This window comes from Roseovarius pelagicus (assembly GCF_025639885.1).
Classification (GTDB): domain Bacteria; phylum Pseudomonadota; class Alphaproteobacteria; order Rhodobacterales; family Rhodobacteraceae; genus Roseovarius; species Roseovarius pelagicus.
On record NZ_CP106738.1, the window covers coordinates 441,803 to 465,799 of the forward strand.

General features: G+C 58.8%; 23 protein-coding genes and 1 pseudogene. 13 read left to right on the plus strand and 11 right to left on the minus strand.

The annotated features are described in order from the left end of the window. Window positions 1–146 precede the first annotated feature (146 nt). The 5 genes from N7U68_RS03185 to N7U68_RS03205 are packed head-to-tail and all read left to right on the plus strand — an operon-like array spanning window position 147 to window position 4,510. Window positions 147–1,007, plus strand: a complete 861-nt coding sequence (locus tag N7U68_RS03185) for an ATPase (RefSeq protein WP_165192179.1) — start codon at window positions 147–149, stop codon at window positions 1,005–1,007. Between the two features lie 45 nt (window positions 1,008–1,052). Continuing rightward, window positions 1,053–1,985 (plus strand): homoserine O-acetyltransferase MetA, encoded by a 933-nt coding sequence (metA, locus tag N7U68_RS03190; RefSeq protein WP_263048204.1) that lies wholly within the window; start codon window positions 1,053–1,055, stop codon window positions 1,983–1,985. A 28-nt stretch (window positions 1,986–2,013) separates the two neighbouring features. Beyond that, the gene (locus N7U68_RS03195; RefSeq protein ID WP_263048205.1) at window positions 2,014–2,988 is read left to right on the plus strand and encodes an alpha/beta fold hydrolase; all 975 of its coding nucleotides are present in this window, start codon (window positions 2,014–2,016) and stop codon (window positions 2,986–2,988) included. A 42-nt stretch (window positions 2,989–3,030) separates the two neighbouring features. Continuing rightward, window positions 3,031–3,900, plus strand: a complete 870-nt coding sequence (ppk2, locus tag N7U68_RS03200) for a polyphosphate kinase 2 (RefSeq protein WP_263048206.1) — start codon at window positions 3,031–3,033, stop codon at window positions 3,898–3,900. Further along, window positions 3,893–4,510, plus strand: a complete 618-nt coding sequence (locus N7U68_RS03205; protein WP_165192175.1) for a TetR/AcrR family transcriptional regulator — start codon at window positions 3,893–3,895, stop codon at window positions 4,508–4,510. Before ppk2 ends, N7U68_RS03205 begins: the two co-directional genes overlap by 8 nt. A gap of 39 nt (window positions 4,511–4,549) precedes the next feature. On the opposite strand, the gene N7U68_RS03210 is transcribed toward N7U68_RS03205, so the two are convergent. From N7U68_RS03210 to N7U68_RS03225, 4 genes are all read right to left on the minus strand, one after another. Continuing rightward, window positions 4,550–7,687, minus strand: coding sequence for a hypothetical protein (locus N7U68_RS03210; RefSeq protein ID WP_263048207.1), 3,138 nt, complete (start codon window positions 7,685–7,687; stop codon window positions 4,550–4,552). 143 nt (window positions 7,688–7,830) lie between these two features. Further along, window positions 7,831–8,322 carry a 30S ribosomal protein S9 gene (gene rpsI / locus N7U68_RS03215; RefSeq protein ID WP_165192173.1) on the minus strand — a complete coding sequence of 164 codons (492 nt, stop codon included), beginning with the start codon at window positions 8,320–8,322 and terminating at the stop codon, window positions 7,831–7,833. Then, window positions 8,322–8,786, minus strand: coding sequence for a 50S ribosomal protein L13 (rplM, locus tag N7U68_RS03220; RefSeq protein WP_165192172.1), 465 nt, complete (start codon window positions 8,784–8,786; stop codon window positions 8,322–8,324). Before rplM ends, rpsI begins: the two co-directional genes overlap by 1 nt. 160 nt (window positions 8,787–8,946) lie before the next feature. After that, window positions 8,947–10,362 (minus strand): aminotransferase-like domain-containing protein, encoded by a 1,416-nt coding sequence (locus N7U68_RS03225; RefSeq protein ID WP_165192171.1) that lies wholly within the window; start codon window positions 10,360–10,362, stop codon window positions 8,947–8,949. 68 nt (window positions 10,363–10,430) lie between these two features. Between N7U68_RS03225 and N7U68_RS03230 the strand changes: the two genes are divergently transcribed. Further along, entirely contained in the window at window positions 10,431–10,664 is a 234-nt protein-coding gene (locus N7U68_RS03230; RefSeq protein WP_241188164.1) for a DUF1127 domain-containing protein, read from the plus strand. 83 nt (window positions 10,665–10,747) lie between these two features. Here N7U68_RS03230 and N7U68_RS03235 read toward each other — a convergent pair whose 3' ends face one another. After that, a complete protein-coding gene (locus N7U68_RS03235; RefSeq protein ID WP_165192170.1) occupies window positions 10,748–11,170 on the minus strand; it encodes a PaaI family thioesterase in 423 nt (140 codons plus the stop codon). A 58-nt stretch (window positions 11,171–11,228) separates the two neighbouring features. On the opposite strand from N7U68_RS03235, the gene N7U68_RS03240 reads away from it, so the two are divergent. The 5 genes from N7U68_RS03240 (at window position 11,229) to gluQRS (ending at window position 16,523) form a co-directional block, all read left to right on the plus strand. Beyond that, a complete protein-coding gene (locus tag N7U68_RS03240; protein WP_263048208.1) occupies window positions 11,229–12,014 on the plus strand; it encodes an enoyl-CoA hydratase in 786 nt (261 codons plus the stop codon). Window positions 12,015–12,225: 211 nt separating this feature from the next. After that, the gene (locus N7U68_RS03245; protein WP_263048209.1) at window positions 12,226–13,566 is read left to right on the plus strand and encodes a cytochrome-c peroxidase; all 1,341 of its coding nucleotides are present in this window, start codon (window positions 12,226–12,228) and stop codon (window positions 13,564–13,566) included. A gap of 39 nt (window positions 13,567–13,605) precedes the next feature. Beyond that, a complete protein-coding gene (trmFO, locus tag N7U68_RS03250) occupies window positions 13,606–14,973 on the plus strand; it encodes a methylenetetrahydrofolate--tRNA-(uracil(54)-C(5))-methyltransferase (FADH(2)-oxidizing) TrmFO (protein WP_263048210.1) in 1,368 nt (455 codons plus the stop codon). Between the two features lie 12 nt (window positions 14,974–14,985). After that, window positions 14,986–15,600, plus strand: a complete 615-nt coding sequence (locus N7U68_RS03255; protein WP_263048211.1) for a class I SAM-dependent DNA methyltransferase — start codon at window positions 14,986–14,988, stop codon at window positions 15,598–15,600. Next, the gene (gene gluQRS, locus N7U68_RS03260) at window positions 15,597–16,523 is read left to right on the plus strand and encodes a tRNA glutamyl-Q(34) synthetase GluQRS (RefSeq protein ID WP_263048212.1); all 927 of its coding nucleotides are present in this window, start codon (window positions 15,597–15,599) and stop codon (window positions 16,521–16,523) included. Before N7U68_RS03255 ends, gluQRS begins: the two co-directional genes overlap by 4 nt. 32 nt (window positions 16,524–16,555) lie before the next feature. Here gluQRS and hisI read toward each other — a convergent pair whose 3' ends face one another. Further along, window positions 16,556–16,918, minus strand: a complete 363-nt coding sequence (hisI, locus tag N7U68_RS03265) for a phosphoribosyl-AMP cyclohydrolase (RefSeq protein ID WP_165192164.1) — start codon at window positions 16,916–16,918, stop codon at window positions 16,556–16,558. A 66-nt stretch (window positions 16,919–16,984) separates the two neighbouring features. Between hisI and N7U68_RS03270 the strand changes: the two genes are divergently transcribed. Continuing rightward, complete coding sequence (locus tag N7U68_RS03270; RefSeq protein ID WP_263048213.1) at window positions 16,985–17,440, plus strand: iron-sulfur cluster assembly scaffold protein; 456 nt, start codon at window positions 16,985–16,987, stop codon at window positions 17,438–17,440. Window positions 17,441–17,455: 15 nt separating this feature from the next. Next, window positions 17,456–17,647, plus strand: a complete 192-nt coding sequence (locus N7U68_RS03275) for a hypothetical protein (RefSeq protein WP_165192162.1) — start codon at window positions 17,456–17,458, stop codon at window positions 17,645–17,647. Window positions 17,648–17,858: 211 nt separating this feature from the next. On the opposite strand, the gene N7U68_RS03280 is transcribed toward N7U68_RS03275, so the two are convergent. From N7U68_RS03280 to sciP, 5 genes and pseudogenes are all read right to left on the minus strand, one after another. After that, window positions 17,859–18,071 (minus strand): hypothetical protein, encoded by a 213-nt coding sequence (locus N7U68_RS03280; RefSeq protein ID WP_263049202.1) that lies wholly within the window; start codon window positions 18,069–18,071, stop codon window positions 17,859–17,861. A 49-nt stretch (window positions 18,072–18,120) separates the two neighbouring features. Next, a complete protein-coding gene (gene recG, locus N7U68_RS03285; protein WP_263048214.1) occupies window positions 18,121–20,247 on the minus strand; it encodes an ATP-dependent DNA helicase RecG in 2,127 nt (708 codons plus the stop codon). Then, window positions 20,244–22,494 (minus strand): annotated as a pseudogene (gene ligA, locus N7U68_RS03290) (NAD-dependent DNA ligase LigA). The gene recG and the pseudogene ligA overlap by 4 nt, the downstream one beginning before the upstream one ends. Window positions 22,495–22,809: 315 nt before the next feature. Beyond that, window positions 22,810–23,526: a response regulator transcription factor CtrA gene (gene ctrA, locus N7U68_RS03295; protein WP_263048215.1), complete on the minus strand. Its 717-nt coding sequence runs from the start codon at window positions 23,524–23,526 to the stop codon at window positions 22,810–22,812. Window positions 23,527–23,621: 95 nt separating this feature from the next. Beyond that, window positions 23,622–23,900: a CtrA inhibitor SciP gene (sciP, locus tag N7U68_RS03300; RefSeq protein WP_263048216.1), complete on the minus strand. Its 279-nt coding sequence runs from the start codon at window positions 23,898–23,900 to the stop codon at window positions 23,622–23,624. Window positions 23,901–23,997: the final 97 nt, after the last annotated feature.

The window sequence follows — 23,997 nt, forward strand, 5'->3', positions numbered from 1 at the left end:
AACCAATCTGGTATCTTGTTTGACCCCGCAGAGCATGTCTTTGCGGGGTTTTTTCGTGTTTCGTGGGTTGCGCGTTCAATAGATTCAGGTTGTGTTTCAACTTGGGGGGAAAACGGTATAGGACACCGCTAAAGAAGGGCGGCACGATGATTTACGAAACACCTGAGGACTGGCGCGATGCCCCGCACAAGCGGGTGCTGTTCTATGGAATGTCCGGTTTAGGCAAAACGCATTTGTCGAACATGTTGCGAGGCTCTGGCGGGTGGTTTCACTATTCCATCGATTATCGCATCGGCACGCGCTACATGGGCGAACTGATCGCCGATAATGCCAAACGTCATGCGATGCAGGTGCCGTTCCTGCGAGAATTGTTGTTGTCGGATTCGATCTATATCGGCTCCAACATCACCTTTGATAATCTGGCACCGGTATCGACCTATCTGGGCAAACCCGGAAATCCTGAGCGTGGTGGTTTGCCGATAGACGACTATCACCACAGGCAAGAGCAGTTCCGCCAAGCTGAGATTGCGGCGCTGAATGATACCGGCCATTTTGTCGAGCGGGCGCAATCGCTCTATGGGTATCCGCATTTCATTTGCGACACGGGCGGTTCAATCTGCGAGTGGGTGGATGGGGACGATCCGAACGACCCACTGCTGACCGAGCTATCACAACAATGCCTGCTGGTGCAGCTCAGGGGCACTGACGCGCATACCCAAGAACTGATCCGACGCTTTGACCGCGCGCCCAAGCCGATGGCCTATCAGCCCGAATTTCTGGACACGGCATGGAATGTTTATCTAAAAGAAAACAACATGCTGCCTACCGATGTTGATCCTGATACCTTTATCCGCTGGACCTATGCACGCGCGCTGGCCCATCGCGCGCCACGCTACGATGCAATGGCGCCTTGGGGCCTCACGCTGGAGGCATCGGACGTTGCGCAGGTCAAGGATACTGACGATTTCGATGCGCTGATCATGCGCGCGCTAGAAAACCGCGGCTAAGCCGCCTATCTATCCTCTTTCCACCCCCTGCCAAAGGCCAGAACAATGCCCATCAAAATCCCCGCCTCGCTGCCCGCCTACGACGTGCTGACGCGCGAGGGTGTTATGGTGATGGACGAGGATTCCGCCGCGCGTCAGGATATACGCCCGTTGCGCATCGGTCTGCTGAACCTGATGCCAAAGAAGATACAGACCGAAACGCAGTTTGCCCGCCTCATTGGCGCGACGCCTCTACAGATCGAGCTGAGCCTGATCCGTATGTCCGAGCACGAGGCCAGAAACACGGCCGCCGAGCATATGGAGAGTTTCTATCGTCCCTTCAGTGAAGTCGAAGCCTCGGGAGAGTATTTTGATGGCCTCGTCATTACCGGCGCACCGATCGAACATCTGCCCTTTGAGGAGGTGACATACTGGGACGAGCTACGCACAGTCTTTGACTGGACCCAGAGCCATGTGCATTCAACATTCGGCGTGTGCTGGGGCGGCATGGCGATGATCAACCATTTTCATGGTGTGGCCAAGCACATGCTGCCAGCCAAGGCATTCGGCTGTTTCCGGCATCGCAACATGTTTCCTGCGTCGCCGTATCTGCGGGGGTTTTCAGATGATTGCGTGATTCCGGTCAGCCGCTGGACCGAAATGCGCAAATCCGAGATTGACGCCGCCGCTGGTCTGACCACGCTGCTACACAGCGAAGAAGTCGGCCCTTGTCTGGTCGAAGATCCGGCACGGCGCGCCCTCTATATTTTCAACCATCTGGAATATGATAGTGACACGCTGAAGCAAGAATACGACCGCGACGCTTCGCAGGGTGAACCGATCAATGTGCCCGGCAACTATTATCCAGACGATGATCCCACACGCCCACCGCAGAACCGTTGGCGCAGTCACGCACATTTGCTCTATGGTAACTGGATCAACCAGATATACCAGACAACCCCCTTTGAGATGTCGCAGATCGGTCTAGGTTCCGCCTGAACACCCCAATGATAGGGAGAGGCGGACAATGACGACGAAACTGATACTGATGGCGCTAGCGGCTGTGGCTCTGGCCGCCGGCTGCGGCGGGTTGGCTGGCAAACGCGAGCGTGATGCGCGTACCGAATTTCCGCCGATTGGGCAATTTGTCGAGGTAGGTGACACGACGGTGCACGCGTGGGTTCGTGGCTCTGGTCCCGATCTGGTGCTGATCCACGGGGCTGGGGGTAATCTGCGTGATTTCACCTTTCGTCTCGCTGACCAACTGACCAATCGTTACCGTGTCATCGCCTTTGATCGCCCCGGTCATGGATGGACTGACCGACTGCCGGGTTTTGGTGGCGCAGGTAGCACACGCGGCGAGAGCCCGGCAGAACAGGCAGCATTGCTGCAAAAAGCGGCAAAGCAACTGGGCGTGCAGCGCCCGATAGTGCTGGGGCATTCCTTTGGCGGTGCCGTGGCTCTGGCATGGGGACTGTCGCAACCGCGTGACACGGCTGCGCTGGTGATTGTCGGCGGGGTATCGCAGCCCTGGCCGGGCGAGATTGACCGCTATTACAAGGTCACCAGTTCGGCCATTGGGGGCGCCACTGTCGTTCCCCTGATCACCGCACTGGCTCCGGATAGCCGTATCGAGGATGCACTCGCAGGGATCTTTGCGCCGCAAAGTCCGCCCGACGGCTATGCTGAATATGTCGGCCCCGGCCTAACGCTGCGCCGCGCGTCCCTGCGTGCAAATGGTCAGCAAGTGAGCAGTCTAAAGGCCCATGTCACCGAAATGTCAAAACGTTACGCCGACACGCTGACGATGCCTGTCGAGATCGTGCACGGCACCGCCGATACCACCGTCCCGTTGCAAATTCATGCAGAACCGCTGGCCCGTCAGCTGCGCCGCGGTACGCTGACGCAGTTAGAGGGCGTCGGGCACATGCCGCAGCACGCGGCCCCCACCGCTGTGATCGCCGCGGTCGACCGCGCCGCGCGGCGCGCCCGATTGCGCTGAGCCTGTCGGCAGGCCATAATGCGCAAAAAAGGGAGCAGCTTCATGGACCTACCGTTTGACGGTGCGATCAGCGCCTATTTCAACGCCGAGGCACCAGAAGACGTGCGCAACGCCATCCGTCGCGCCGAAAAGGGCGACATTCTGGATGGCGATTATCCACATTCCGACCGGATGCCTCGCAAGGCCTATGAAAAGGATCTTGCCAAGCTTCAGATCGAACTGGTCAAGCTGCAAGCGTGGAGCAAGGAAAGCGGCGCCCGTATCGCATTGATTTATGAGGGCCGAGATGCCGCCGGAAAAGGCGGCACAATCAAACGTTTCCGAGAGAATCTTAATCCTAGAGGCGCGCGCGTTGTTGCGCTGCCAAAGCCGTCGGACACCGAACAGACGCAATGGTATTTCCAGCGCTACATCGACCATCTGCCTGCTGCCGGTGAAATCGCGTTTTTCGATCGCAGCTGGTACAACCGCGGTGTCGTGGAAAAGGTCTTTGGTTTTTGCACTGATACGCAGCGCGAGCATTTCTTTGCACAGGTGACTGATTTTGAGCGGATGCTTGTCGAGGACGGGATTATTCTCGTCAAATTCTGGCTGAATGTGGGGCGGGCCGAACAGTTGCGCCGCTTCCTAAGCCGAGAGCGCGACCCGCTAAAGCAATGGAAGTTGAGCTGGATCGACGTCGAAGGGCTAAAGCGGTGGGATGCCTATTCCGCTGCCATCGCCGAGACGCTTGAGCGTAGCCATAGGGATGCTGCCCCCTGGACCATCGTACGGTCGGACGACAAACGCCGCGCACGGCTGGCAGCGATCCGTACCGTGCTGCACCGAGTGGACTATGCCAACAAGGACGTGCAGGCCATCGGTCCAATCGACACAGACATTTGCGGCGGCCCCGATATCTGGAATGTCTAAACGTGGCTATCACCACGGCAACCTGCGTCAGGCGTTGGTCGAAGCAGCACTGGCGTTGATCGAGGCGAAAGGACCGACCGGCTTTACCCTATCGGAGGCGGCCAAGCAGGCCGGTGTGACCCCTGCCGCAGTCTATCGCCACTTTGCCGGGCGCGACGATCTGATCGCCGAAGCCGCGCGGCAGGGTTACGAGATTTTCGCCGAGTTGATGCAATATGCCTATGATGACGGCCAACCTTCGGCCCTCGCAGCGTTCGAGGCAACGGGCCGAGCCTATCTGGCGTTTGCCAGAAAGCATCCGGGCCATTACATCGCGATGTTTGAAAGCGGAATTTCGGTCAACCGCACTGTTGATCTGGCGGCTGTCGCACTGCGCGCCCGCAGCGTTCTGGAAAAGGCAGCACTTGAACTGTCACAGCACATTCCTGCGCACAAACGCCCCCCGCCTGCAATGTTCTCGGCGCATATCTGGGCGCTGAGCCATGGTGTGGTGGAGCTGTTTGCGCGCGGCTCGCCCGGTACGCAGTCGCCCTACCCGCCCGAAGACCTGCTGGAAAGCGGTATCGGCATTTACCTGCGCGGGCTGGGCCTGTTGCCGCCCGATCAATAGCCGCCGCGACGCTATCACAATCGACATGTGCCCTGCGCTTTATTCTCCGGTGGAGCGGCGCAAAGTCTTGGAGAATGTCAGCACCAGCATGGAACTGACAATCCAGCCCAGCAGTTTGTAAATCGATCCGGCCAACTGCCAGAACCTAGGTGTATCGAGAAAAGAACGCGACCATGTGGGCACTTCTGGTGCCTGCGTCATATCGGCCCTCACCCGGCACAGGCGCTCTTGGCCCAGCTCGATCAGCGGCACGAATTTGTCCAGCGCAAAGAGGATCGGCAGGATTTCATTGCGACAGGGTTCATTTGGGATCGCCGGTCGGCCGCCTTGTATGAACGCGGAATCCGGGCTGGTGTTCAAGACGAGGACATCGCGACTGAGCGCCATATGTGTACCCATGACACCAAGCGCGACCATCAGAATGAATGTCGATAACGACCGGTAAATGGAAAACCCATAGCCAAATGCGACGCCGAACATCCAGATAAAGGGACGAAGGAGGATGTTGGTCTGTGTCCCGTTCTGCCATCTGGCCTTGAGCCGCGAAATCCGGCGGAACCCTTCCTCATCGCCCTGATGTCGCATGACCTGCGCCAATTGCTCCATCGGCTGGGGATTGAACTCCATCCGGGTGGGTCGGTAATCATAGAACTGTAGCTTCAGCCATCTCTTGCGTTTTTTCCATGGGCGCGCGCCGTCTCTCAGAGGCTCCATATGCCTCACGGAGCGCGCCAAGATCACGAGTGCGCACAAGAATATCGACCATTGTACCATCCATCCGTAATCTCGTGTCATCGCCGCATCGAGGGCTCCTTCGATGAACATCAGCGCTGCATAGCCAATCAGACCAAAGACAACGGCCCAAATCAGCCAAAATAGCCCCGGTGATTTTCGGCGCGTTTCCCGCTGCATATGCCGCGCTTTCTTGCGTCCGACCACTTTGGGTCTGGGGTCAGGCATTTCCAGCGCATCATAGGTAAACCCCGACAGATCGAGACGGACCGTCTTGGGCCATTTGTTCCCGTGATTGTCGGTGAGTTTGCCCACGTGACTGTTGCGCAGCCCGATGGTGGGACGCAGGCGAAACGTGTCCTCTGTCACGCCACGCTCCTTGACGAACGCCCGCTTGGCGCGCCGGGGCATTTTCTCGAAACGATGCTCGGTTGCCAACAACGGCGCTCTGGGCCAGTCATCGCTGAATGTCGCCACGGCCTCTTCAGTGAAATAAAGCGGCTGTGCTGGCCAGGTCATCGTCGGCAAATCCGAATGGAGTTCTTCTTCGTCCAGCATTTCGACCACGTGGTTGCGCCTGTGAACCACGAATTTGGACCGGAACAACGACTCGCCATACCAGATGGACGCGTGCGCCCCAAAGAGACAGTTGCCTCGTTTTGCCTCTTTCAGTTCTTCTGCGGTCATTAGCGTTAATGGTTCGATCGCCTCGCGACCGAAATCGGGGAGCTGCTGATAGGTCCAGTCATCGGGTTCCACGATGCGGAAATGGCCCGCGTCGGCCATCAGAGTGCCGCAGAAGACGCGCAGATAGTCCTTCTTCTGTTCGTCGGTTTCCAGCAGCAGATCACCGCGCCTGAACGCCGGGAAGAACGCCTTGCCTGCGCCTTCGAGTAGCTGAAAATGTCGACCCACGCGGATGGCTTCGCCAAAATGCTTCCGTCCGCGAAACGACACCTGAAACTCCCACAACTCCGCATCCTTGGCAAAGCTGAGCGGGGTCACACGGCACGCCACCGGCTTGCGCGTGGACAGGGTTTTGCGCATCGCGCCCCAGCTATCCTCGGAATCCACCGTCAGAGTGCCCAGATCCAGCCCGACCGATGCCCGCGAAGCGTTGAGCATCAGCGCATTCACGGCTTTGGGCGGGCTCATTAACGTCAGCCCATTGCTGAACCCGAGATTGATCGAAGTTTCGACCTTGCATTCCGACAGTGTCACCGACCCGCGCCATTCACCGCTGAGGAACAGGCTGCCGCCGACATTGCACCCGCTGAAGTTGGCGAGAAGCACTTCATCATGTTCAGGTGTGGCTTCGGCCTCGTTCGGGCGCGCTATGCGGCGGGGGCGCACCAGAATTGTTTGCAGATTGATCGTGCCCGCAACGATGCAGTTTATTGCTTGAATTTGGCCGCGTATGTCTGTTTGAAGCCCGTTGGAGCTCGCCTGCAGGCTGCGAATCCGTGAATTGCTGAGTTCGAGCGCGACCAGATGGTTGCGTTCTTCCGCGATCAACGCGGCGCCCGCAATATCAAGCGCACCGTCAATCTCGCTGTTCAGAAAATCAACCAGCCCCTTGGCCTCAAAACGCACAGCAGATTTGTCTTGGGGCTTTACGTCCCGCAATCCGACAAACCCGCTGATCCGCGCCTGTTGCGCATTCAATGCGGACCCTTCTCCGGCAATGAGCTTGCTGCTGGCGAGAAAAAGATTGGCGCCGATCCGGGACGCTGCAACAGAAACGCCACCCAATACGGCGCTACCTTCATAGATATTTACACTCTTCGCAATGCATGCGTTGCCAAGTGACACCGCATATTCGAGGATCGTATTGGTCGTATCGATATGCGCGCGCGGTGGTGGACCACACAGCAGCGATCTCTTGATCACGAAGGACTGATCAAGGTCCGCATTGTGAAAGTTCAGTCGGCACATCCCCTGTGCCGCCACGCCCTCGATCACCGATGCATTTTCGGGCGCGTTCTCATCACCGTGATCAGGATCGAATGCGCCGGTCATTGGGCCGCGATCTTTGCCATACCAAGTATCACGCGCCACGATACCTGTGCGATTGTCGTCCGGCTCTGACGAGAAAACCTGTTCAAATTCAACCTGACCGAACACTTTGCAGGCCTCGGCAGTCACGACCCTGAGGCCACATTTCTGAAACCGCAGCCCCAGCAGGGTCGATCCGGTCAGATCGATCTCGTCAGCAAAATGACAATCAATGAAATAGAGGCCGATCAACCCCTCTTGACGACCGCGAAAGAGGTTGGCCAGATCGACGCGCCCATGAATATACGCATGACTGAGGGTAAATGTCCGCTCTTCCAGCGGGGCGACCTTGTGCCGTTCATGTGCATTGAAAATTGCTTTGACCAGCAGATCGGCGCTGATCTCAGGACGATCTTCGGAACTGGGAAATACCGTCGTCGACCTGGTCAATATCGTCTTCGTATCCAATTGGCATCTCCGATAGGTGTGCCACGTTACGCAACCATACGCAGTTAGAGCAACCAGTCATTCGGCCTCGAAAACGAGAAAAGGGCCACCCGAAGGCAGCCCTTTTCCAAAAATATGCAGGCGTCTTAACGCTTGGAGAACTGGAAGCTCTTCCGGGCTTTGGCCTTGCCGTATTTCTTACGCTCAACCACGCGGCTGTCGCGGGTCAGGAAGCCCGCAGCCTTGAGCGCGGCGCGCAGGCTGGGATCATAGAGCTGCAGAGCCTTCGAGACGCCGTGCTTGACCGCGCCGGCCTGACCAGAAAGGCCACCACCAGTGACAGTCGCCATCACGTCAAACTGATCCTCAGTGCCCGACACGGTGAAGGGCTGGCGCAGGATCATTTGCAGAACGGGACGCGCGAAATAGACGCTCATCTCTTTGCCGTTCACGGTAACCTTGCCGGAGCCCGGCTTGATCCACACGCGGGCGATAGCGTCTTTACGCTTGCCCGTGGCGTAAGAGCGGCCCAGATCATCACGGACGGGTTCGCGGGTGATTGCCTCTTCGGCGGGTGCGGCGGTCACGCCTTCGGCAACCGCTTCGAGCCCTTCGAGGGATTTGATTTCTTCAGCCATCAGTATGCCACCCGAGTATTCTTGGAGTTCATGTTCTTCACATCCAGCACTTCGGGGCTTTGCGCCTCGTGGGGATGTTCGGTGCCCGCATAGACGCGCAGATTGGTCATCTGTGTGCGGCTCAGACGGTTGCCCGGCAGCATGCGCTTGACAGCTTGCATAACCACACGTTCGGGGTACTTGCCCTCAAGGATCTGACCGGTGGTGCGGGATTTGATCCCACCCGGATGGCCGGTATGCCAGTAGTTGGGCTTTTCACGCTTCTTGCCGGTCAACTGAACCTTGTCCGCATTGATGACGATGACGTTGTCGCCCATGTCCATGTGGGGGGTAAAGCTGGCCTTATGCTTGCCGCGCAGGCGGGTGGCGATAATCGAGGCGAGACGGCCCAGAACAACGCCCTCGGCGTCGATCAGGATCCATTTCTTGTCGATATCTGCCGGAGTTGCAGAGAATGTCTTCATTGTGTGTCGAAACCTTATCTGGTGTCCGTTTGGGACGCGTCGGAACGCACCCGTATGTGATGGGCGGTGTATATAGGGACTGCGCGCCACGTCAAGCGAGGTTTTACTTAATAAACAAAGCAAAAACAGCAAGTTAGTATTTAGGTATTATAATACCCCACTAAAAATCAACATTCACGGGCGGTCGCGACAGCAGCGCCGAAATACGACGCAGGCCGTCCTCGAGTGCGGATTGTTCGGCAATGGCGTTCAGGGTCAGGCGTACTGCATGTGGTGCTGCCCCGTCTGGCGGTGCAAATTCATCTGCGGGCTTGATTCGCAGTCCTTCTGCCTCGCAGGCCATGGCAAATGTCGAGCCACGCCACCCCTGCGGCAGCCGCAGCCACACAAAGGAAACATCGGTGCGCCACTTGATGTCCCATTGGCCCAGTATATTGACGGCAATCTGTACCCGGTGCGCCACTTCGCGCTCCACAAGATCGCGAATCCGCTCCGCCTCGCCAGAGCGGATCAACTCAGCGCAGAGATCCAGAACCGGCTGCGGCAAGCCGTAGAAGGTGGATTGCGCCACTTGGCGTGCCGTCGATGCCTGCTCTGCCGGGCAGGCTGCGAACCCGAAACGCAACGCGGCAGAGACCGATTTCGTCAGGGAGGAAACCAACCAGCCGCGTTCCGGGCAGATGGCGCGGAATGTGGGCATGTCGGGGCGGTTTATCACATGGCAATCATCCTCGATGATCTGCAACTGATACCGTCGGGCAATGTCACCGATGCGCTGACGACGTTCCAGACTCATGCGGGCGGTGGTTGGGCTGTGCGCGTGAGGCGACAATAGCAAGACCTGCCCCCCGTGGCGGCGCAATGCCTCTTCCAGACGGTCGGGACGCAGGCCCTCTTGATCGATCTCGACCCCGATCAACTGTGCACGCAGCAACCGCGCGGCATGGCGCACACCGGGATAGGCCAAGCCTTCGGTCAGGACTACGGGACTCGCACCGTGCAAACAGGCCTGAAGTGCCATCATCACCGTGTTTTGCGCCCCAAGCCCCAGCACGATGTCATCTGCTACCAATCGCCCGGCGCGCTCCGGCCCGATCCAGCGAACCACCTGTTGACGTGCAGCCAGATCGGTCTGTGACGTCGGATAATCAAGATAGGGCGCGTCCTGCATTTGGCCCAATTGGCGCAGCACGGTGCGGATTGCCGCGCTCTGCCCCACTTCGGGCACACGGGCGGCGCGAAAATCCAGCAAATCCGTTTGCGCAAGCCCGATCAGCGGTTCCGGCGGCGGCGGGGCCAACTGCGGTGCGCCGGTGACAAAGGTGCCGCGTCCGACAGCAGCCTCTACCAGCCCTTCGTCAGTCGCCAGCTTGTAGGCGCGCGCGACTGTGCCCGGCGTGATACCAAACTCCCAAGCGAGCTCTCGCACGGGTGGCATCTTGGTGCCGGGCTTTAGGCGGCCAGATCGAATAGCTTCGCGGATGGATTGTATCAACACAATGTACTTTGGATCTGACTTCCCGGCAAAATCAGGCAGGCCAATTGTATCAATAACAATGTTTCCCTCGCCAATCATCGCAAATCCCCATAATTTACACCTACGTAGCACGCAAATTGTACCAATACAATGCAGGAGAAAAGACCATGTTGACCCTCACCCAAACCGACAGGATGGCCCTGACGCAGCTGAATGCGCGCACTGCACTTCCCTTGGCGGCAGTGGCAGCGGTTCGCGTGGCATATCTGATTACCCTGTGGTCATTCCGCTCCCGCACACGAAAGACCCTGAATGCCCTGCCTTACAGTGCGCTCGAAGACATCGGACTGACGCCGCGTCAGGCCGCATCGGAAAGTCGCAAATGGTTCTGGAGGTCGTAACGTCCCCGGTACGAGACCTCTTCTACTGGCCGGGCCATGCGCCCGGCCTTTTTTTCGTCGCACCGTTCTGATTGCGTTTGCGATCAGCCCTTGGGGGGAATTGAGTAGGTCATGCTGGCGCGCGCAACCGGTGCCTCGCCCCCTTCCGAGAATATCAAAACCTCGCCCACCGCCAGCACGCGCCCCAGCTTGAGCAGGCGACATTCGGCGATCAGATCCACGCCCGAAATCGGCTTGCGCATGAAATCAATCGAACAGTTGGTGGTGACGGCCAGCCCCTGCGGCCCGATCATCGCCAGAACCGCCAGATAGACTGACACATCGGCAAGCGCAAAAATTGACGGACCAGATACGGTGCCACCGGGGCGCAAATGGCGTTCACCTACCAGCAAACGGGTGCGAATACGCATCTCCCCCACTTCCTCGATGGCGAACTCGCCACTCACTTGTGGAAACTCCGCTTTCAGGAACGTGTCCAGTTCCGCCGCGCTCATCTGCAAACCCATGCTTTTCTCCGTCCCTGCGTATCGCTACAACTGACCCCAAGTTTGAGGGAGTGGCAAGATGGCGATATTGGAACGGACCGACACAGGGGCAGTGGCACACCTGCGGATGAATGCGCCCGAGCGACTGAACGCCCTGAGCGACACGATGCTGGCCGCACTGAAGTCTGAATTCGAAACGCTCTCCGACCAGCCACAGATACGCGCCGTGGTGCTGTCTGGTGCGGGCAAGGCATTCTGTGCCGGTCATGACCTGAAGGAAATGACCGCTGGCAGGCAGGCCGAGGACGGTGGCAAGGCCTATTTTCACGATCTCTTTGAACGTTGCGGGGCGCTGATGATGGCGATCCGCGCCCTGCCCCAGCCCGTGATCGCCGCACCGCATGGCATCGCCACCGCGGCGGGCTGTCAGCTGGTCGCCTCATGTGATCTGGCCATCGCCGCGACAGGCACGCGGTTCGGCGTGAACGGTGTCAACATCGGGCTGTTCTGCTCTACCCCGATGGTCGCACTCAGCCGCAATATCGGGCGCAAACAGGCGTTCGAGATGCTGACGACTGGCAGCTTTATCGACACCGACCGGGCCGAGGCACTGGGGCTGATCAACCGCGCCGTGCCCGCCGAAAACCTAGAGGCAGAAGCGATCGCTCTGGCGACGACCATCGCCGGAAAACTGGGCGCCGCCGTGCGCATCGGCAAGGAGGCGTTTTACAAACAATCCGAAATGTCACTGGCCGACGCCTACGCCTATACCGGCGACGTCATGGTGCAGAATATGCTGTGGCGCGATACGGAAGAAGGCATCAGCGCCTTTATCGAAAAGCGCCTTCCCAAGTGGGAACAATAGGCGCGACCTGCCCGAATACTGTGTATTGAACGCTCACGTGGTGACCCAACGTCAGCCGTAGCCCCCTGAATTCCCGTGTGTTCACAATTCCTTGAGGTTTGTTTCCAAATCAGTGCCACATTATTTCCATATTTGCCGTTTTTCCGCCCCAATTTACCAAGTATCTATTTTAATTGAATTTTAGGTGAGATTATTTTGGGGTTGTTGCACCATGAAATTATGGATCTCTATCGGCGTTTTTTCTCTTCAGGCCAGCATCGCATTGGCCGCCGATCTGCCGAGCCCCGCAGCCCATGACGATTTCCCAGTCCCCGGAGCCACATCAGTTCTGTTGGGGCGGCAGCTCTTCTTTGATCCGGTCCTGTCTGGCAACCAGAATATTTCCTGCGCGACCTGCCATCACCCGGCTTTGGGCAGTGGTGACGCGGTGTCATTGTCGATTGGCGAAGGCGGTATTGGTCTTGGGGTAGAACGCATCGCCGATCCGGCCAACATGCCGCTGGCGCGCATCCCCCGAAATGCGCCAGCACTATACAATTTGGGTGCGCGTGAATTTACCACGCTCTTTCACGACGGACGGGTGCAGGTCGACGACAATGCCCGGTTCAACCTCGCAATGCCCCCCGGCCACGAACTGGAACGCCACCTACCCTCGCCACTGGCGGCTCAGGCCATTCTGCCAATCACCTCGCATGACGAGATGGCTGGCCAACCCGGCGAAAACCCGATTGCCGATGCCGTCGAAGAAGGCCACATTCGCGGTCAAGACGGTGCCTGGCAGATGCTGGCGACGCGGGTCGAGGCGATCCCGGCCTACCGCAAACAGTTCGATTGGATCATTGGTGAGGGCGAGCCGATCCACATCACCGATATCGGCCGGGCGATTGCCGACTACATCTCTTTTGATTTCCGTACGACGGACAGCAAATTCGACGCGTTCCTGCGCGGCGACGATGCATCGCTGACCAATGCCGAAATCCGCGGCATGTCGCTGTTTTACGGCAAGGGCGGCTGCGGCGATTGTCATAGCGGTGTTTTCCAGACCGATCACAGCTTTCACGCCATTGGAATCCCGCAATTCGGACCGGGCAAAGGTCACGGACCGGGCTATGCCGATCATGGTCGCGCGGCTGTGACAGGCGATCCTCAAGACGCCTACAAGTTCCGCACACCGTCGCTGCGCAATGTGTCACTGACAGCGCCATACGGCCATAATGGTGCTTATGCCAATCTAGAGGACATGGTGCGCCACCATCTGGACCCGCTGACCATGCTGGCGGAATATACGTTGGAATACGCGCTGTTTCAGGACATGCAACTGAGCGTGTCAGACACCGAAGTGTTGGAGGATTTCGATGAAATGCTGCGCCTCGGTATGGCGGTCGAGCTAGAACCACTAGAGCTGCATGATGACGAAGTCGATGCCATCCTCGCGTTTCTCGGCGCACTAGAGGATCCGATCGCGCGCACCGGGCGTCTGGGTGTGCCGGATGCTGTACCGTCGGGGTTACCGCTGGATCCATTGAACCTGACGGATTTGCCTCCCTCCTGACCCTTTCCAAAGTGTCCGCGATGGCCTACATCGCGGCGCATGGACAACAATACATTGCATATCATTGGCGGCGGCATGGCCGGATCAGAAGCAGCCTGGCAGGCGGCCCATATGGGCGTCCGCGTCGTGATCCACGAGATGCGTCCCGCTGTCGGCACCTTTGCCCATCGCACCGGCGATCTGGCGGAAATGGTGTGTTCCAATTCATTCCGCTCGGATGATGATGAACAGAACGCTGTGGGTCTGTTGCATTGGGAAATGCGGGCGGCGAACGGGCTGATCATGCAAACCGCCGATCGCCATCGTCTGCCTGCGGGTGGCGCGCTGGCGGTTGATCGCGATCCCTTTGCCCGCAGCGTGACCGAAGCATTGATGGCCCATCCCAACGTATCCGTCGAATATGGTGAGGTGGACAGCCTGCCCGAGAGCGGCCAATGGATCATCGCCACCGGCCCGCTAACCTCTCAAAAGCTGGGTCAGGCCATCGCTGCGGAAACCGGACAAGGTGCGCTGGCGTTCTTTGATGCCATTGCACCTATCGTACACCACGACAGCATCGACATGTCCCGCGCATGGATGCAGTCGCGCTATGACAAGGGCGAAACCGAGGCGGAGCGCACCGCCTACCTGAACTGCCCGATGGATAAACCGACCTATGAGGCGTTCATTGACGCGTTGCTGGCAGCGGACAAGACCGAATTTCACGAAGGCGAAACAGCCGGGTATTTCGATGGGTGCCTGCCGATCGAAGTGATGGCGGAACGCGGGCGCGAAACACTGCGCCACGGCCCGATGAAACCCGTCGGCCTGACCAACCCACACATGCCGGATGTAAAGCCGTGGGCCGTGGTCCAATTGCGCAGGGATAATGCATTAGGAACGCTGTATAACATTGTGGGTTTTCAAACTAAAATGAAATATGGCGCGCAAACTGAAGTGCTGCGCATGATTCCCGGCCTTGAGAACGCGCGTTTTGCCCGGCTGGGCGGGATTCATCGTAATACATTTTTGAACTCACCCACATTGCTGGACGATCAGATGCGCCTGCGCGCGCGCCCGAATATCCGCTTTGCCGGGCAGATCACCGGTGTCGAAGGATATGTCGAGTCTGCGGCGATGGGTCTGCTCGCCGGGCGCATGGCCGCCGCCGAGATCCTCGGGCATCCGCTGGCCACGCCGCCGCAGGATAGTGCGATGGGCGCGCTCATCCACCACATTACAGGCGGGGCAGAGGCGAAAACATTCCAACCGATGAACGTCAATTTCGGCCTTTTCCGGCCGGTCGATGGACTTAAAGGCGGACGTCGTGGGCGCAAGGATCGTTACAAGGCTTACACGGACCGCGCCAAGTCGGCGTGGAATGATTGGCTGGCAAACAGCAGACTGGACGCCGAACAACCGGTGTGATTTTCTGGATCCATGACCGGAAAATTCCTCGATAAAGCCTATGATCTCGACGGGGCAGACAAGACTCAGGCGCATTACGATGCCTGGGCTGCCACGTATGACGCCGAAATTTCCGAAAACGGCTATGCCACTCCGGGGCGCTGCGCTGCTGCCCTTTGGGCCAAATTGCCCCGCCCTGATGCACCGATCCTCGATTTCGGTTGCGGCACCGGTCTCTCTGGGCTTGCGCTGAAACTTGCTGGGTATCGGGTGATTGACGGCACCGATCCCAGCGTTGAAATGCTGGAAGGTGCGCGCGCCAAGAACGTTTACCGCACGCTATCTGCACTCGACCTGTCAGACCCCGCCCCCATCCCCACCGGCCGCTATCGCGCCATCGCGGCAATTGGCGTGATAGGCACTGGCGCGGCCCCGGCCAGAACCCTGGATTTGTTGATGAAGACGCTCGGGCGTGGTGATTTTCTCGTCTTTAGCTACAATGATCACGCGCTGGCCGATCCGCACTATGTTGGCCGTCTTAACCAGTGGCTGGATTGCGGTGCCGCCCGCCTGATCACCAAGGATTACGGACCTCACCTGCCCGGACAAAACCTGAACTCCAACGTTTATGTTGTTGAAAAAAATTGAAATTTAAGACTCGATTTGCGCCATCTCCGACTGGCCCGCTGCACTTGGGGCATGCCTATTCGGCGCTGCTTGCTAATGATCTGACTGCCGCAGAAGGCGGGCGATTTCTGCTACGGATCGACGATCTGGATCAGACCCGTTCACGCCCGGAATGGGAGGCCCAGCTAAAGGACGACCTTGGTTGGCTCGGGCTACGATGGCCTGAACCCTGCCGACGAGAATCCGACTGCACGGCAGACTATGACGCCGCGCTGGACCGGTTGTGGGGAATGGGGCTGATCTATCCATGTACCTGCACACGGCACGACATCCGCGACGCAGCGAATGCGCCTCAGGAGGGCATAGCTGCACATGGGCCAGACGGCCTGATTTACCCCGGAACGTGTCGCGGTAAGACATTATCAGAACGAGATTTTTCCAAGTGCCACCTCCGCCCCAGAGGCGTCACGCTACGGCTCGATATGGCGCGGGCTTGTAGCTATGCCAACGGAGCAGAGAACAAAACCGAAGCCCCCAACCGAATGCCAAAGAGTTTCGCCAACTTCCACGAAACAGGTCATGGCCCGAATGGGGAAACCGGACTGATCGAGGTCTCCGCAGATACACTTGTTCACGGGGTCGGCGATGTCGTGCTGGCACGCCAAGGCGGAGAAGCCGCGTACCATCTGGCTGTCGTTGTGGACGACGCCGCGCAGGACATCAGCCACGTCGTACGCGGTCAGGATCTGTTTGATGCCACGCAGATCCATATCATGCTGCAACGTCTGCTCGACCTACCGACACCGATCTATCACCACCACGGCCTGATCCGCGATGACATGGGCAAGCGATTGGCCAAACGTGACGACGCACGGGCGATCGCAAAATATCGCACAGACGGTGCTACGCCTCAGGAGATTCGTCGCCTTGTTGGTTTAGATTAGAATTTCATCTTGCTGTAAATGCAGGATTATTCCTACTTTGCCTCGGGTTTCATGATCTCGACCTCTGCACCGTCCCGCAATGCGGTATAGAAGCAACTGCGGCGGTTGGTGTGGCAGGCAGAACCAACCTGTTCGATCAGAACAAGCAGGCAATCACGGTCGCAATCGATGCGCATCTCAACCAGTTTTTGGGTGTGGCCGCTGGTTTCACCCTTGATCCAGAATGCCTGACGCGACCGGGACCAATAGGTAACGCGCCCTGTTTCCAGTGTGCGTGCGACCGCATCGGCATTCATCCATGCCATCATCAGCACGTCACCATTGGTGGCATCCTGTGCGATGGCCGGGATCAACCCGGCGTCATTATAGGTCAGGCTGGCAGGATCGAACGACATTGGACATTTCCTTGGCAACTGGAGCACGCGGGATTATCTATGGGATATTGAGACAAAGGAAAAGTGATGAGCGGCAACAGCGACATGATCAAGCTCTACTCGGCACGCATTCTGGCGCTGGCGGCGGATATTCCACGGCTGGACCGGTTGTCCGCCCCGTCTGCGACGGTGAAACGTCGCGCACCGCTCTGCGGGTCGACAGTCACGGTTGATCTGACAGTCGAGGATGGTCGCGTCACCGATTTCGGCCAGGATGTGAAGGCCTGCGCGCTGGGTCAAGCTGCGGCCAGTGTTGTCGGTGCGAATATCGTCGGCTGCACACCGGCAGAGGTCGTTGCAGCCCGCGATGCACTAAAGGCCATGCTGAAGGCTGACGGACCGACACCACCCGCCCCATTCGACGGCCTCGAAGTGCTGAGGCCCGCGCAAGAATACAAGAATCGCCATGCCTCTATCCTGCTGACGCTTGAGGCCGCGGTAGAGGCGCTGGATGACGCGTGCGCCGCCAGTTCCTGCGCTTGAGTGACTGGTAGACTGATGTCGCCACGCGTTGTCTGGGCTTTCAACTTCACCGGCTGGATCCTGTTCACATTCTCTGCCGTGGGCTTTGTCTGGACCACATGGCGCGCTGGCGACATGATCGGTTTGGCCGCCAGCCTCTTTTTCCTGATTGCCTGTCTGGTTTTTCTGGTCCCGGTTTGGGCACACCGGCCCGGTCGTCGCGACTAGCCAAAAAAATCCGCCGCACATCCGGGGATGGATGGCGGCGGTCAGTGGGGTGCGATCCCCCATGGAACCCTGTCGTGCCGTCCGGGGGAACGAGGTAAACCCGGAGAGGACGTCGAAACAGGCAGTGTCAGTTACGTCGCATCAGGAATGGGGACAGGAGATGCAGGCACGCAAGAGGCATGGGTCGGATCGCAGGCAGAAACTCAAAAACTCAGACAAGACCGGGCAGATAAAGACCGACAACCAAAATGATCATCAATGCCGCACATCCGATCGCGTCCCCTACGAGGGTGTCGTTTGAACGGGCGGCGGCGGTTTTGATCTGTTGGAACATCGAGGCTTCCTTTTCAGTCCTTAGTGTTGCCTCTTTGTTCTCATTTTCAGCGTCACCTGTAAAGAACTTTTTAAGAACATCTGTGAACAAACAGACATTCCATATGTCAACTGTCTGAAAATATGGGAAAGTTTTCTGTTCAGCCGACCTCGATCAATCTGATCGCCTGATCCTGTTCCATCAACCACAACAGAACGCGGGCCGCCTGACCACGCGAACTGATCAACTCCGGATCATCGACGAGCAGTTTGCGTGCATCAGACTGGGCCACGGCCATCAGGGCAGTCTGTCCCTCGAGATCGGCCACGCGAAACTTTGGCAACCCGGATTGGGCCGTGCCGATCAAGTCACCCGCGCCGCGCATCTCCAGATCAACTTCGGCGATGCGAAACCCGTCTTCGGTATCGCGCATGGTGGCCAGCCGTTGCTCGCCGCTCTCACTGAGCGGCGTCTGATACAGCAACAGGCAGGTCGAGGCCGCCTCGCCGCGCCCCACCCGGCCGCGCAGCTGATGTAACTGCGCCAAGCCAAAGCTTTCGGCCCGCTCGATGACCATGATCGACGCATTGGGCACATCCACCCCCACTTCGATCACCGTGGTCGATACCAGCACCGCCGTTTCGCCGCGTTGAAAGGCACGCATTGCGGCGTCCTTCTGTTCGGATGGCATTTGGCCGTGCACCAATCCCACATGTGCCTCACCCAAGGCGGCGCGCAGGCGGCGGAATCGTTCCTCGGCACTGCTCAGGTCGACCGATTCACTTTCCTCGACCAGCGGGCAGACCCAATAGGCTTGCCGCCCCTCGGCAATGGCACGGCGCAACCGGTCCACCACTTCGTCCATTCGCTCCATCCGCACCAGCGCCGTCTTGATCGGTTTGCGCCCCGGTGGCTTTTCATCCAGCACCGATATGTCCATATCGCCGTATTGCGCGAGGCTAAGGCTGCGCGGGATCGGTGTCGCAGTCATCACCAAGACATCGGCCTTGTCCCCTTTGCGGCCCAGTTCCAGCCTCTGACGCACACCAAACCGATGTTGCTCATCAACGATAGCCAGCCGCAGATCGGCAAACCCGACGTCCTTTTGGAAAACGGCATGCGTTCCAACCAAGATACCAATATCACCGGCAGCCAATGCAGCCAATTTGACGCGCCGCTCTGCGCCTTTGTCCCGGCCGGTCAGGATTTCTAGCCGCACACCTGCCGCCTCTGCCAACGGTCGCAATCCTTCCAGATGCTGCCGGGCGAGGATTTCTGTCGGTGCCATCATCACCCCCTGCCCGCCGGCCTCGACTGCGATCAGCAGCGCCTTGAGCGCCACCAGTGTCTTGCCCGCGCCCACATCGCCTTGCAGCAGGCGGTTCATCCGGGCCGAACCCGCCATGTCGCCGGCGATCTCGGCAATGGCTCGGGTCTGTGCACCTGTCGGGGAATATGGGAGCGCATCCAATACTTTAGACTGCAAAACTCCAGTTCCGATACTGGCGCGTCCCTTGGCTCTCTTTAATCGGCTGCGCGCCAGCGCGAGGGTCAGTTGATGCGCCATCAGCTCGTCATAGGCCAACCGCGCGCGCGCCGGGTCAGCAGGGCTAAGATCGCCGATGTCCTGTGGCGTATGCGCCGCCTCGACTGCGGTATGCCAGTCCGGCCATCCCGCCTGCGCCTTTTGCGCGGGGTCAATCCATTCCGCCAGTTCCGGCGCGCGGAGCAATGCGGCTTGTGCCGCCTTGAACATCACCCGTTGTGTCACGCCGGCAGTCAGCGGATAAACCGGCTCGAACGCAGGTATCTCGTGTGCCTCCTCAGGCGAGAGCATGTGATCGGGGTGGACCATCTGCGCCACCCCATCAAACAATTCCACCTTGCCCGACAACACGCGTCGCGCGCCGGTGGGCAGCATCCGGCGCAGATATTCATCGCGGGCATGGAAGAACACGATCTGAAACGTGGTCGCTGTATCCTCTGCCGTGATGCGATAGGCACCCCCGCGACGGGATGGCGCGCGATGCTGGCCGATGGTCGCCTCGACCGTTACGACACCGGGCAGATCGGCCCCCTGCACGGTCGCCCGCATCCGTCGGTCAACCCCTGAATGCGGTAGAGTAAAGAGCAGATCGCGTGGTTTTTCGATATCGAGCGCGGCCAGCGCCTTGGCCGTCTTTGGTCCGACACCAGTGAGCGTTTCAAGCTCTGCAAACAGGGGAAAGAGTGGCTCCGGTCGTCCCTTCTTTGGGCCGTTTTCGCCATGTTCCGCGCTGTTGCTCATGCGCCTTCGATCAGCGACAACCAGCCGTCCTCATCCAGCGTTTCAATACCTAGATCTGCGGCTTTCTTCGCCTTGGAACCGGCTCCGGGGCCTGCGACCAGCAAATCGGTCTTGGCAGACACCGAGCCAGCAACCTTGGCTCCCAATGCTTCGGCCCGTGCCTTGGCCTCGGCGCGGGTCATCTTTTCCAACGTCCCGGTAAAGACGACGGTTTTTCCGGCGACCGGGCTATCGGATGCGTCAACCGAAGCGGCATCCTCGATGGTCAGTTCTGCCACCAGCGCGTCGATTGACGCACGTTCCGCCGCCTGCTGAAAACTGGTGACAAGCGCGACCGCGACTGTCGCACCGATGCCGTCAATCCCGACAAGGTCAGCCCATGCGGCACGCGCGTCTGCATTCAGCCCGTCCCAGACGGCATCCCGTGCGGGCTTGATCCGGGCGCGCCGGGCGTCTCGTGCGGCGATCTGGCGCTCATCTGCCTCGGCGCGATCCGCCTGCAATTGCCGCTCGGCCGCCGGGGCTGCCAGATCAACGGCCTCGGACAACGCTGCCCAACTGCCGAAATGGCGCGCGAGATCGGCAGCCGCCACTTCGCCGACATGCCGTAACCCTAGCGCGAAGATCAACCGCCCCAACGGCACAGTGCGGCGCTCCTCTATCGCAGTAAAGAGATTGCGCGCGCTCGTCTCACCCCAGCCGTCACGATTGGCCAGTTTGGTAAGGTTCTCGCTATCGCGTGCCTCGAGTGTGAAAATGTCGGCAGGTGTGCGCACTGGCAGTTGGTCGTCGTTGTAGAACATCTCGACCTGTTTCGCGCCCAGGCCTTCGATGTCGAAGGCCCCGCGACTAACGAAATGCTTCAGCTTCTCAACCGCTTGCGCCGGGCATATCATCCCGCCAGAACAGCGACGTACGGCATCGCCCTCCTCTCGGATCGCGGCGGAACCGCATTCGGGACAGACCTCGGGAAAGCTGTAGGGTGTTGCATCATCTGGGCGTTTGGCGAGGTCCACATCCGCCACTTTGGGGATCACATCGCCTGCGCGATAGACCTGCACCCAGTCACCGATGCGAATGTCCTTGCCTCCGCGAATTTCACCGCCAGTGGAATCGCGCCCGGCGATGTAATCCTCGTTGTGCAATGTCGCGTTACTGACCACGACGCCGCCGACCGTGACGGGGGTCAGTCGCGCAACGGGGCTAAGTGCGCCGGTGCGACCGACCTGAATATCTATGGCCTCTAGCCGCGTCCAAGCCAGCTCGGCTGGGAACTTATGTGCAATCGCCCAGCGGGGTGTAGTCGAGCGGAACCCCAGCCGGTGCTGGAGCGACAGATCGTCGACCTTGTAAACCACGCCGTCGATGTCATAGCCGAGGCTGGCGCGCTGCTGTTCAATGGCCGCATAATGCGCGAGCATTTCTTTGGGGCCATCGCAGAGTGCGGTCAGCGGGTTGGTCTGAAACCCCAGATCCGCCAGCCGATCAATCGCCCCTTTCTGCGTGTCAGACAGCGGATCACTCAAGGCACCCCATGCGTAGGCGAAAAAGCGCAGCGGGCGCGATTCTGTGATTGCCGCGTCAAGCTGGCGTAGGGATCCGGCGGCAGCGTTCCGCGGGTTGGCAAAGGTTTTGGCCCCGGCCTCTGACTGCCGTGCATTCAGCGCAGCAAAGTCCGAATGGCTCATGTAAACTTCGCCACGTACTTCCAGCAACTCGGGCGCGCCGTTCAGGGTTTGGGGAACATCCTTGATGGTGCGCGCATTTGCGGTCACGTTTTCGCCGACAGACCCATCGCCGCGTGTGGCCGCCTGAACCAGTTTGCCCTGTTCATACCGCAGGCTCAGGCTCAGCCCGTCGATCTTGGGTTCAGCCGTGTAACGCAGCGTAGCATCCGCATCGAGCCCCAGATAGCGCCGGATCTCGCGTATCAAAATCGGTGATATCTTCGGCGTCGAATGCATTTCCCAGAGACAGCATGCGTTGCGCATGCGTGACCTTGGAAAAACCGTCGGCGGGCGCGGCTCCGACCTGATCTGATGGGCTGTCGGCACGTTTGAGATGTGGAAACTTCTCCTCGATCTCTGCGTTGCGCCGCTTCAGCGCGTCATATTCCGCATCGCTCAGCTGCGGTGCATCATCGGCGTGGTAGTCCAGATTGGCACGCAGCAGGGATTCGGCGAGGGTTGCCAGTTCTGCGGCAGCCTCTTCTTCGCTCATTTCACAAACGACACGCGTTTCTGTCATGTCTTCTCCTCGCTGTCGCGTCGATTTGAAATTATCAGACCACCGGGGTCAAAGCTTTTGCACGCATTCCCTGCTCTGAGAAGGTGAAAAGAGTTCCGCCCCGCGAAGTCTTGGTATTGTGTATCGGACTTCCGTTCGGATGGAACACTAAATGCTTTTCGAATTGATAGGCCGCAGCCTCGCAGACGTCCAGTCCGCGTGATCGCCATCGGTGCAATTGGCAATACCAAAAGACCGCCGCCCGTTCTGGGCCGCGGTCTTTTCATCTTTGGAGGATGTTGCCTGTTGTGGCTTTCGGGGGCTTCGCCCCCGGCTTCACGCCCCGATGGCGAGACGTTGATCGTCAAGCTCGGTTGGTTCGGGATCTCGCAGCACATAGCCGCGCCCCCAGACTGTCTCGATATAGCTTTCTCCACCCGTAGCTTCGTTCAGTTTCTTGCGCAGCTTGCAGATAAATACGTCGATGATCTTCAACTCCGGCTCATCCATGCCGCCATAGAGATGATTGAGGAACATTTCCTTGGTCAGCGTTGTGCCTTTGCGCAGGCTCAGCAGTTCCAGCATCTGATATTCCTTGCCCGTCAGATGCACAGTTTTACCACCCACATCCACGGTCTTGGCGTCCAGATTTACATTGATCATTCCAGTGCGGATCACCGATTGTGAATGTCCCTTTGACCGGCGGATGATTGCATGAATGCGCGCTACCAGTTCTTCGCGGTGAAATGGTTTGGTGAGATAGTCATCAGCGCCGAACCCGAACCCCTTGATCTTGCTCTCTGTATCGTCTGCCCCTGACAGGATCAGGATCGGCGTTTCCACCCGAGCGAGGCGCAGTTGCCGCAAGACATCATGCCCTGTCATATCCGGCAACCCAAGGTCGAGCAGGATAAGATCATAGTCATAGAGCTTGGCCAGATCGATGCCCTCTTCGCCCAATTCGGTCGTATAGACGTTCAGATTGGCATGGGTCAGCATCAGCTCAATGCTCTTGGACGTCGTGGGGTCGTCTTCCACCAGCAGCACACGCATATATTCTTCTCCGCAAGTATGACTTTATCGAAAATAAACTTGGCGAATATTGGTTAACTACAAGTTACTATAGGCGAACATTTCGTGAATACCACTTAAAGTTGTCTAAACTCCTTTAACGCAGTCGCCTTCAGCGCCTCTTCTCCGTGCAGGCTAACCGCCCGAATCCATTCGCAAAACTCATCCTCACTCAGCGCGTATCGGTCGCAGGCATCCTCTTGCGAAATCAGGCCGTAGAGGACGCCGCGCACCACGGCCAGCTTGCGCGAGGCGACCCAGCGCCGTGTGTCCGGCGCGGGCAAATCCCCCTGCGTCAGCACCGTTCCATCGGGGAGCGTCACCGCACGCGGGCCGTCTACTTTTTTCAGATACATGTCTCTCACCCTCGCAATAGCTGCATCAAGCTGCCCCTTTCGCCGTTAACAGCGGCTGAAACCGGTGGCGTAGAATGCGGCGGATTTTCGTAAAGGG

Excerpts from the sequence above, each read along its gene's own strand:
- N7U68_RS03235 (WP_165192170.1), bottom strand. The coding sequence starts at position 11,170 with ATGGGTTTGCAGATGAGCGCGGCGGAACTGGACACGTTCCTGAAAGCG.
- N7U68_RS03230 (WP_241188164.1), top strand. The coding sequence starts at position 10,431 with ATGTTGACCCTCACCCAAACCGACAGGATGGCCCTGACGCAGCTGAAT.
- N7U68_RS03270 (WP_263048213.1), top strand. The coding sequence starts at position 16,985 with ATGAGCGGCAACAGCGACATGATCAAGCTCTACTCGGCACGCATTCTG.
- N7U68_RS03225 (WP_165192171.1), bottom strand. The coding sequence starts at position 10,362 with ATGATTGGCGAGGGAAACATTGTTATTGATACAATTGGCCTGCCTGAT.
- hisI (WP_165192164.1), bottom strand. The coding sequence starts at position 16,918 with ATGTCGTTCGATCCTGCCAGCCTGACCTATAATGACGCCGGGTTGATC.
- rpsI (WP_165192173.1), bottom strand. The coding sequence starts at position 8,322 with ATGGCTGAAGAAATCAAATCCCTCGAAGGGCTCGAAGCGGTTGCCGAA.
- ctrA (WP_263048215.1), bottom strand. The coding sequence starts at position 23,526 with ATGCGTGTGCTGCTGGTGGAAGACGACCCCACGACGTCCAAGAGCATT.
- N7U68_RS03255 (WP_263048211.1), top strand. The coding sequence starts at position 14,986 with ATGACCGGAAAATTCCTCGATAAAGCCTATGATCTCGACGGGGCAGAC.
- sciP (WP_263048216.1), bottom strand. The coding sequence starts at position 23,900 with ATGTATCTGAAAAAAGTAGACGGCCCGCGTGCGGTGACGCTCCCCGAT.
- N7U68_RS03185 (WP_165192179.1), top strand. The coding sequence starts at position 147 with ATGATTTACGAAACACCTGAGGACTGGCGCGATGCCCCGCACAAGCGG.
- trmFO (WP_263048210.1), top strand. The coding sequence starts at position 13,606 with ATGGACAACAATACATTGCATATCATTGGCGGCGGCATGGCCGGATCA.
- ppk2 (WP_263048206.1), top strand. The coding sequence starts at position 3,031 with ATGGACCTACCGTTTGACGGTGCGATCAGCGCCTATTTCAACGCCGAG.
- N7U68_RS03275 (WP_165192162.1), top strand. The coding sequence starts at position 17,456 with ATGTCGCCACGCGTTGTCTGGGCTTTCAACTTCACCGGCTGGATCCTG.
- N7U68_RS03195 (WP_263048205.1), top strand. The coding sequence starts at position 2,014 with ATGACGACGAAACTGATACTGATGGCGCTAGCGGCTGTGGCTCTGGCC.
- N7U68_RS03245 (WP_263048209.1), top strand. The coding sequence starts at position 12,226 with ATGAAATTATGGATCTCTATCGGCGTTTTTTCTCTTCAGGCCAGCATC.
- N7U68_RS03205 (WP_165192175.1), top strand. The coding sequence starts at position 3,893 with ATGTCTAAACGTGGCTATCACCACGGCAACCTGCGTCAGGCGTTGGTC.
- recG (WP_263048214.1), bottom strand. The coding sequence starts at position 20,247 with ATGAGCAACAGCGCGGAACATGGCGAAAACGGCCCAAAGAAGGGACGA.
- N7U68_RS03240 (WP_263048208.1), top strand. The coding sequence starts at position 11,229 with ATGGCGATATTGGAACGGACCGACACAGGGGCAGTGGCACACCTGCGG.
- metA (WP_263048204.1), top strand. The coding sequence starts at position 1,053 with ATGCCCATCAAAATCCCCGCCTCGCTGCCCGCCTACGACGTGCTGACG.
- rplM (WP_165192172.1), bottom strand. The coding sequence starts at position 8,786 with ATGAAGACATTCTCTGCAACTCCGGCAGATATCGACAAGAAATGGATC.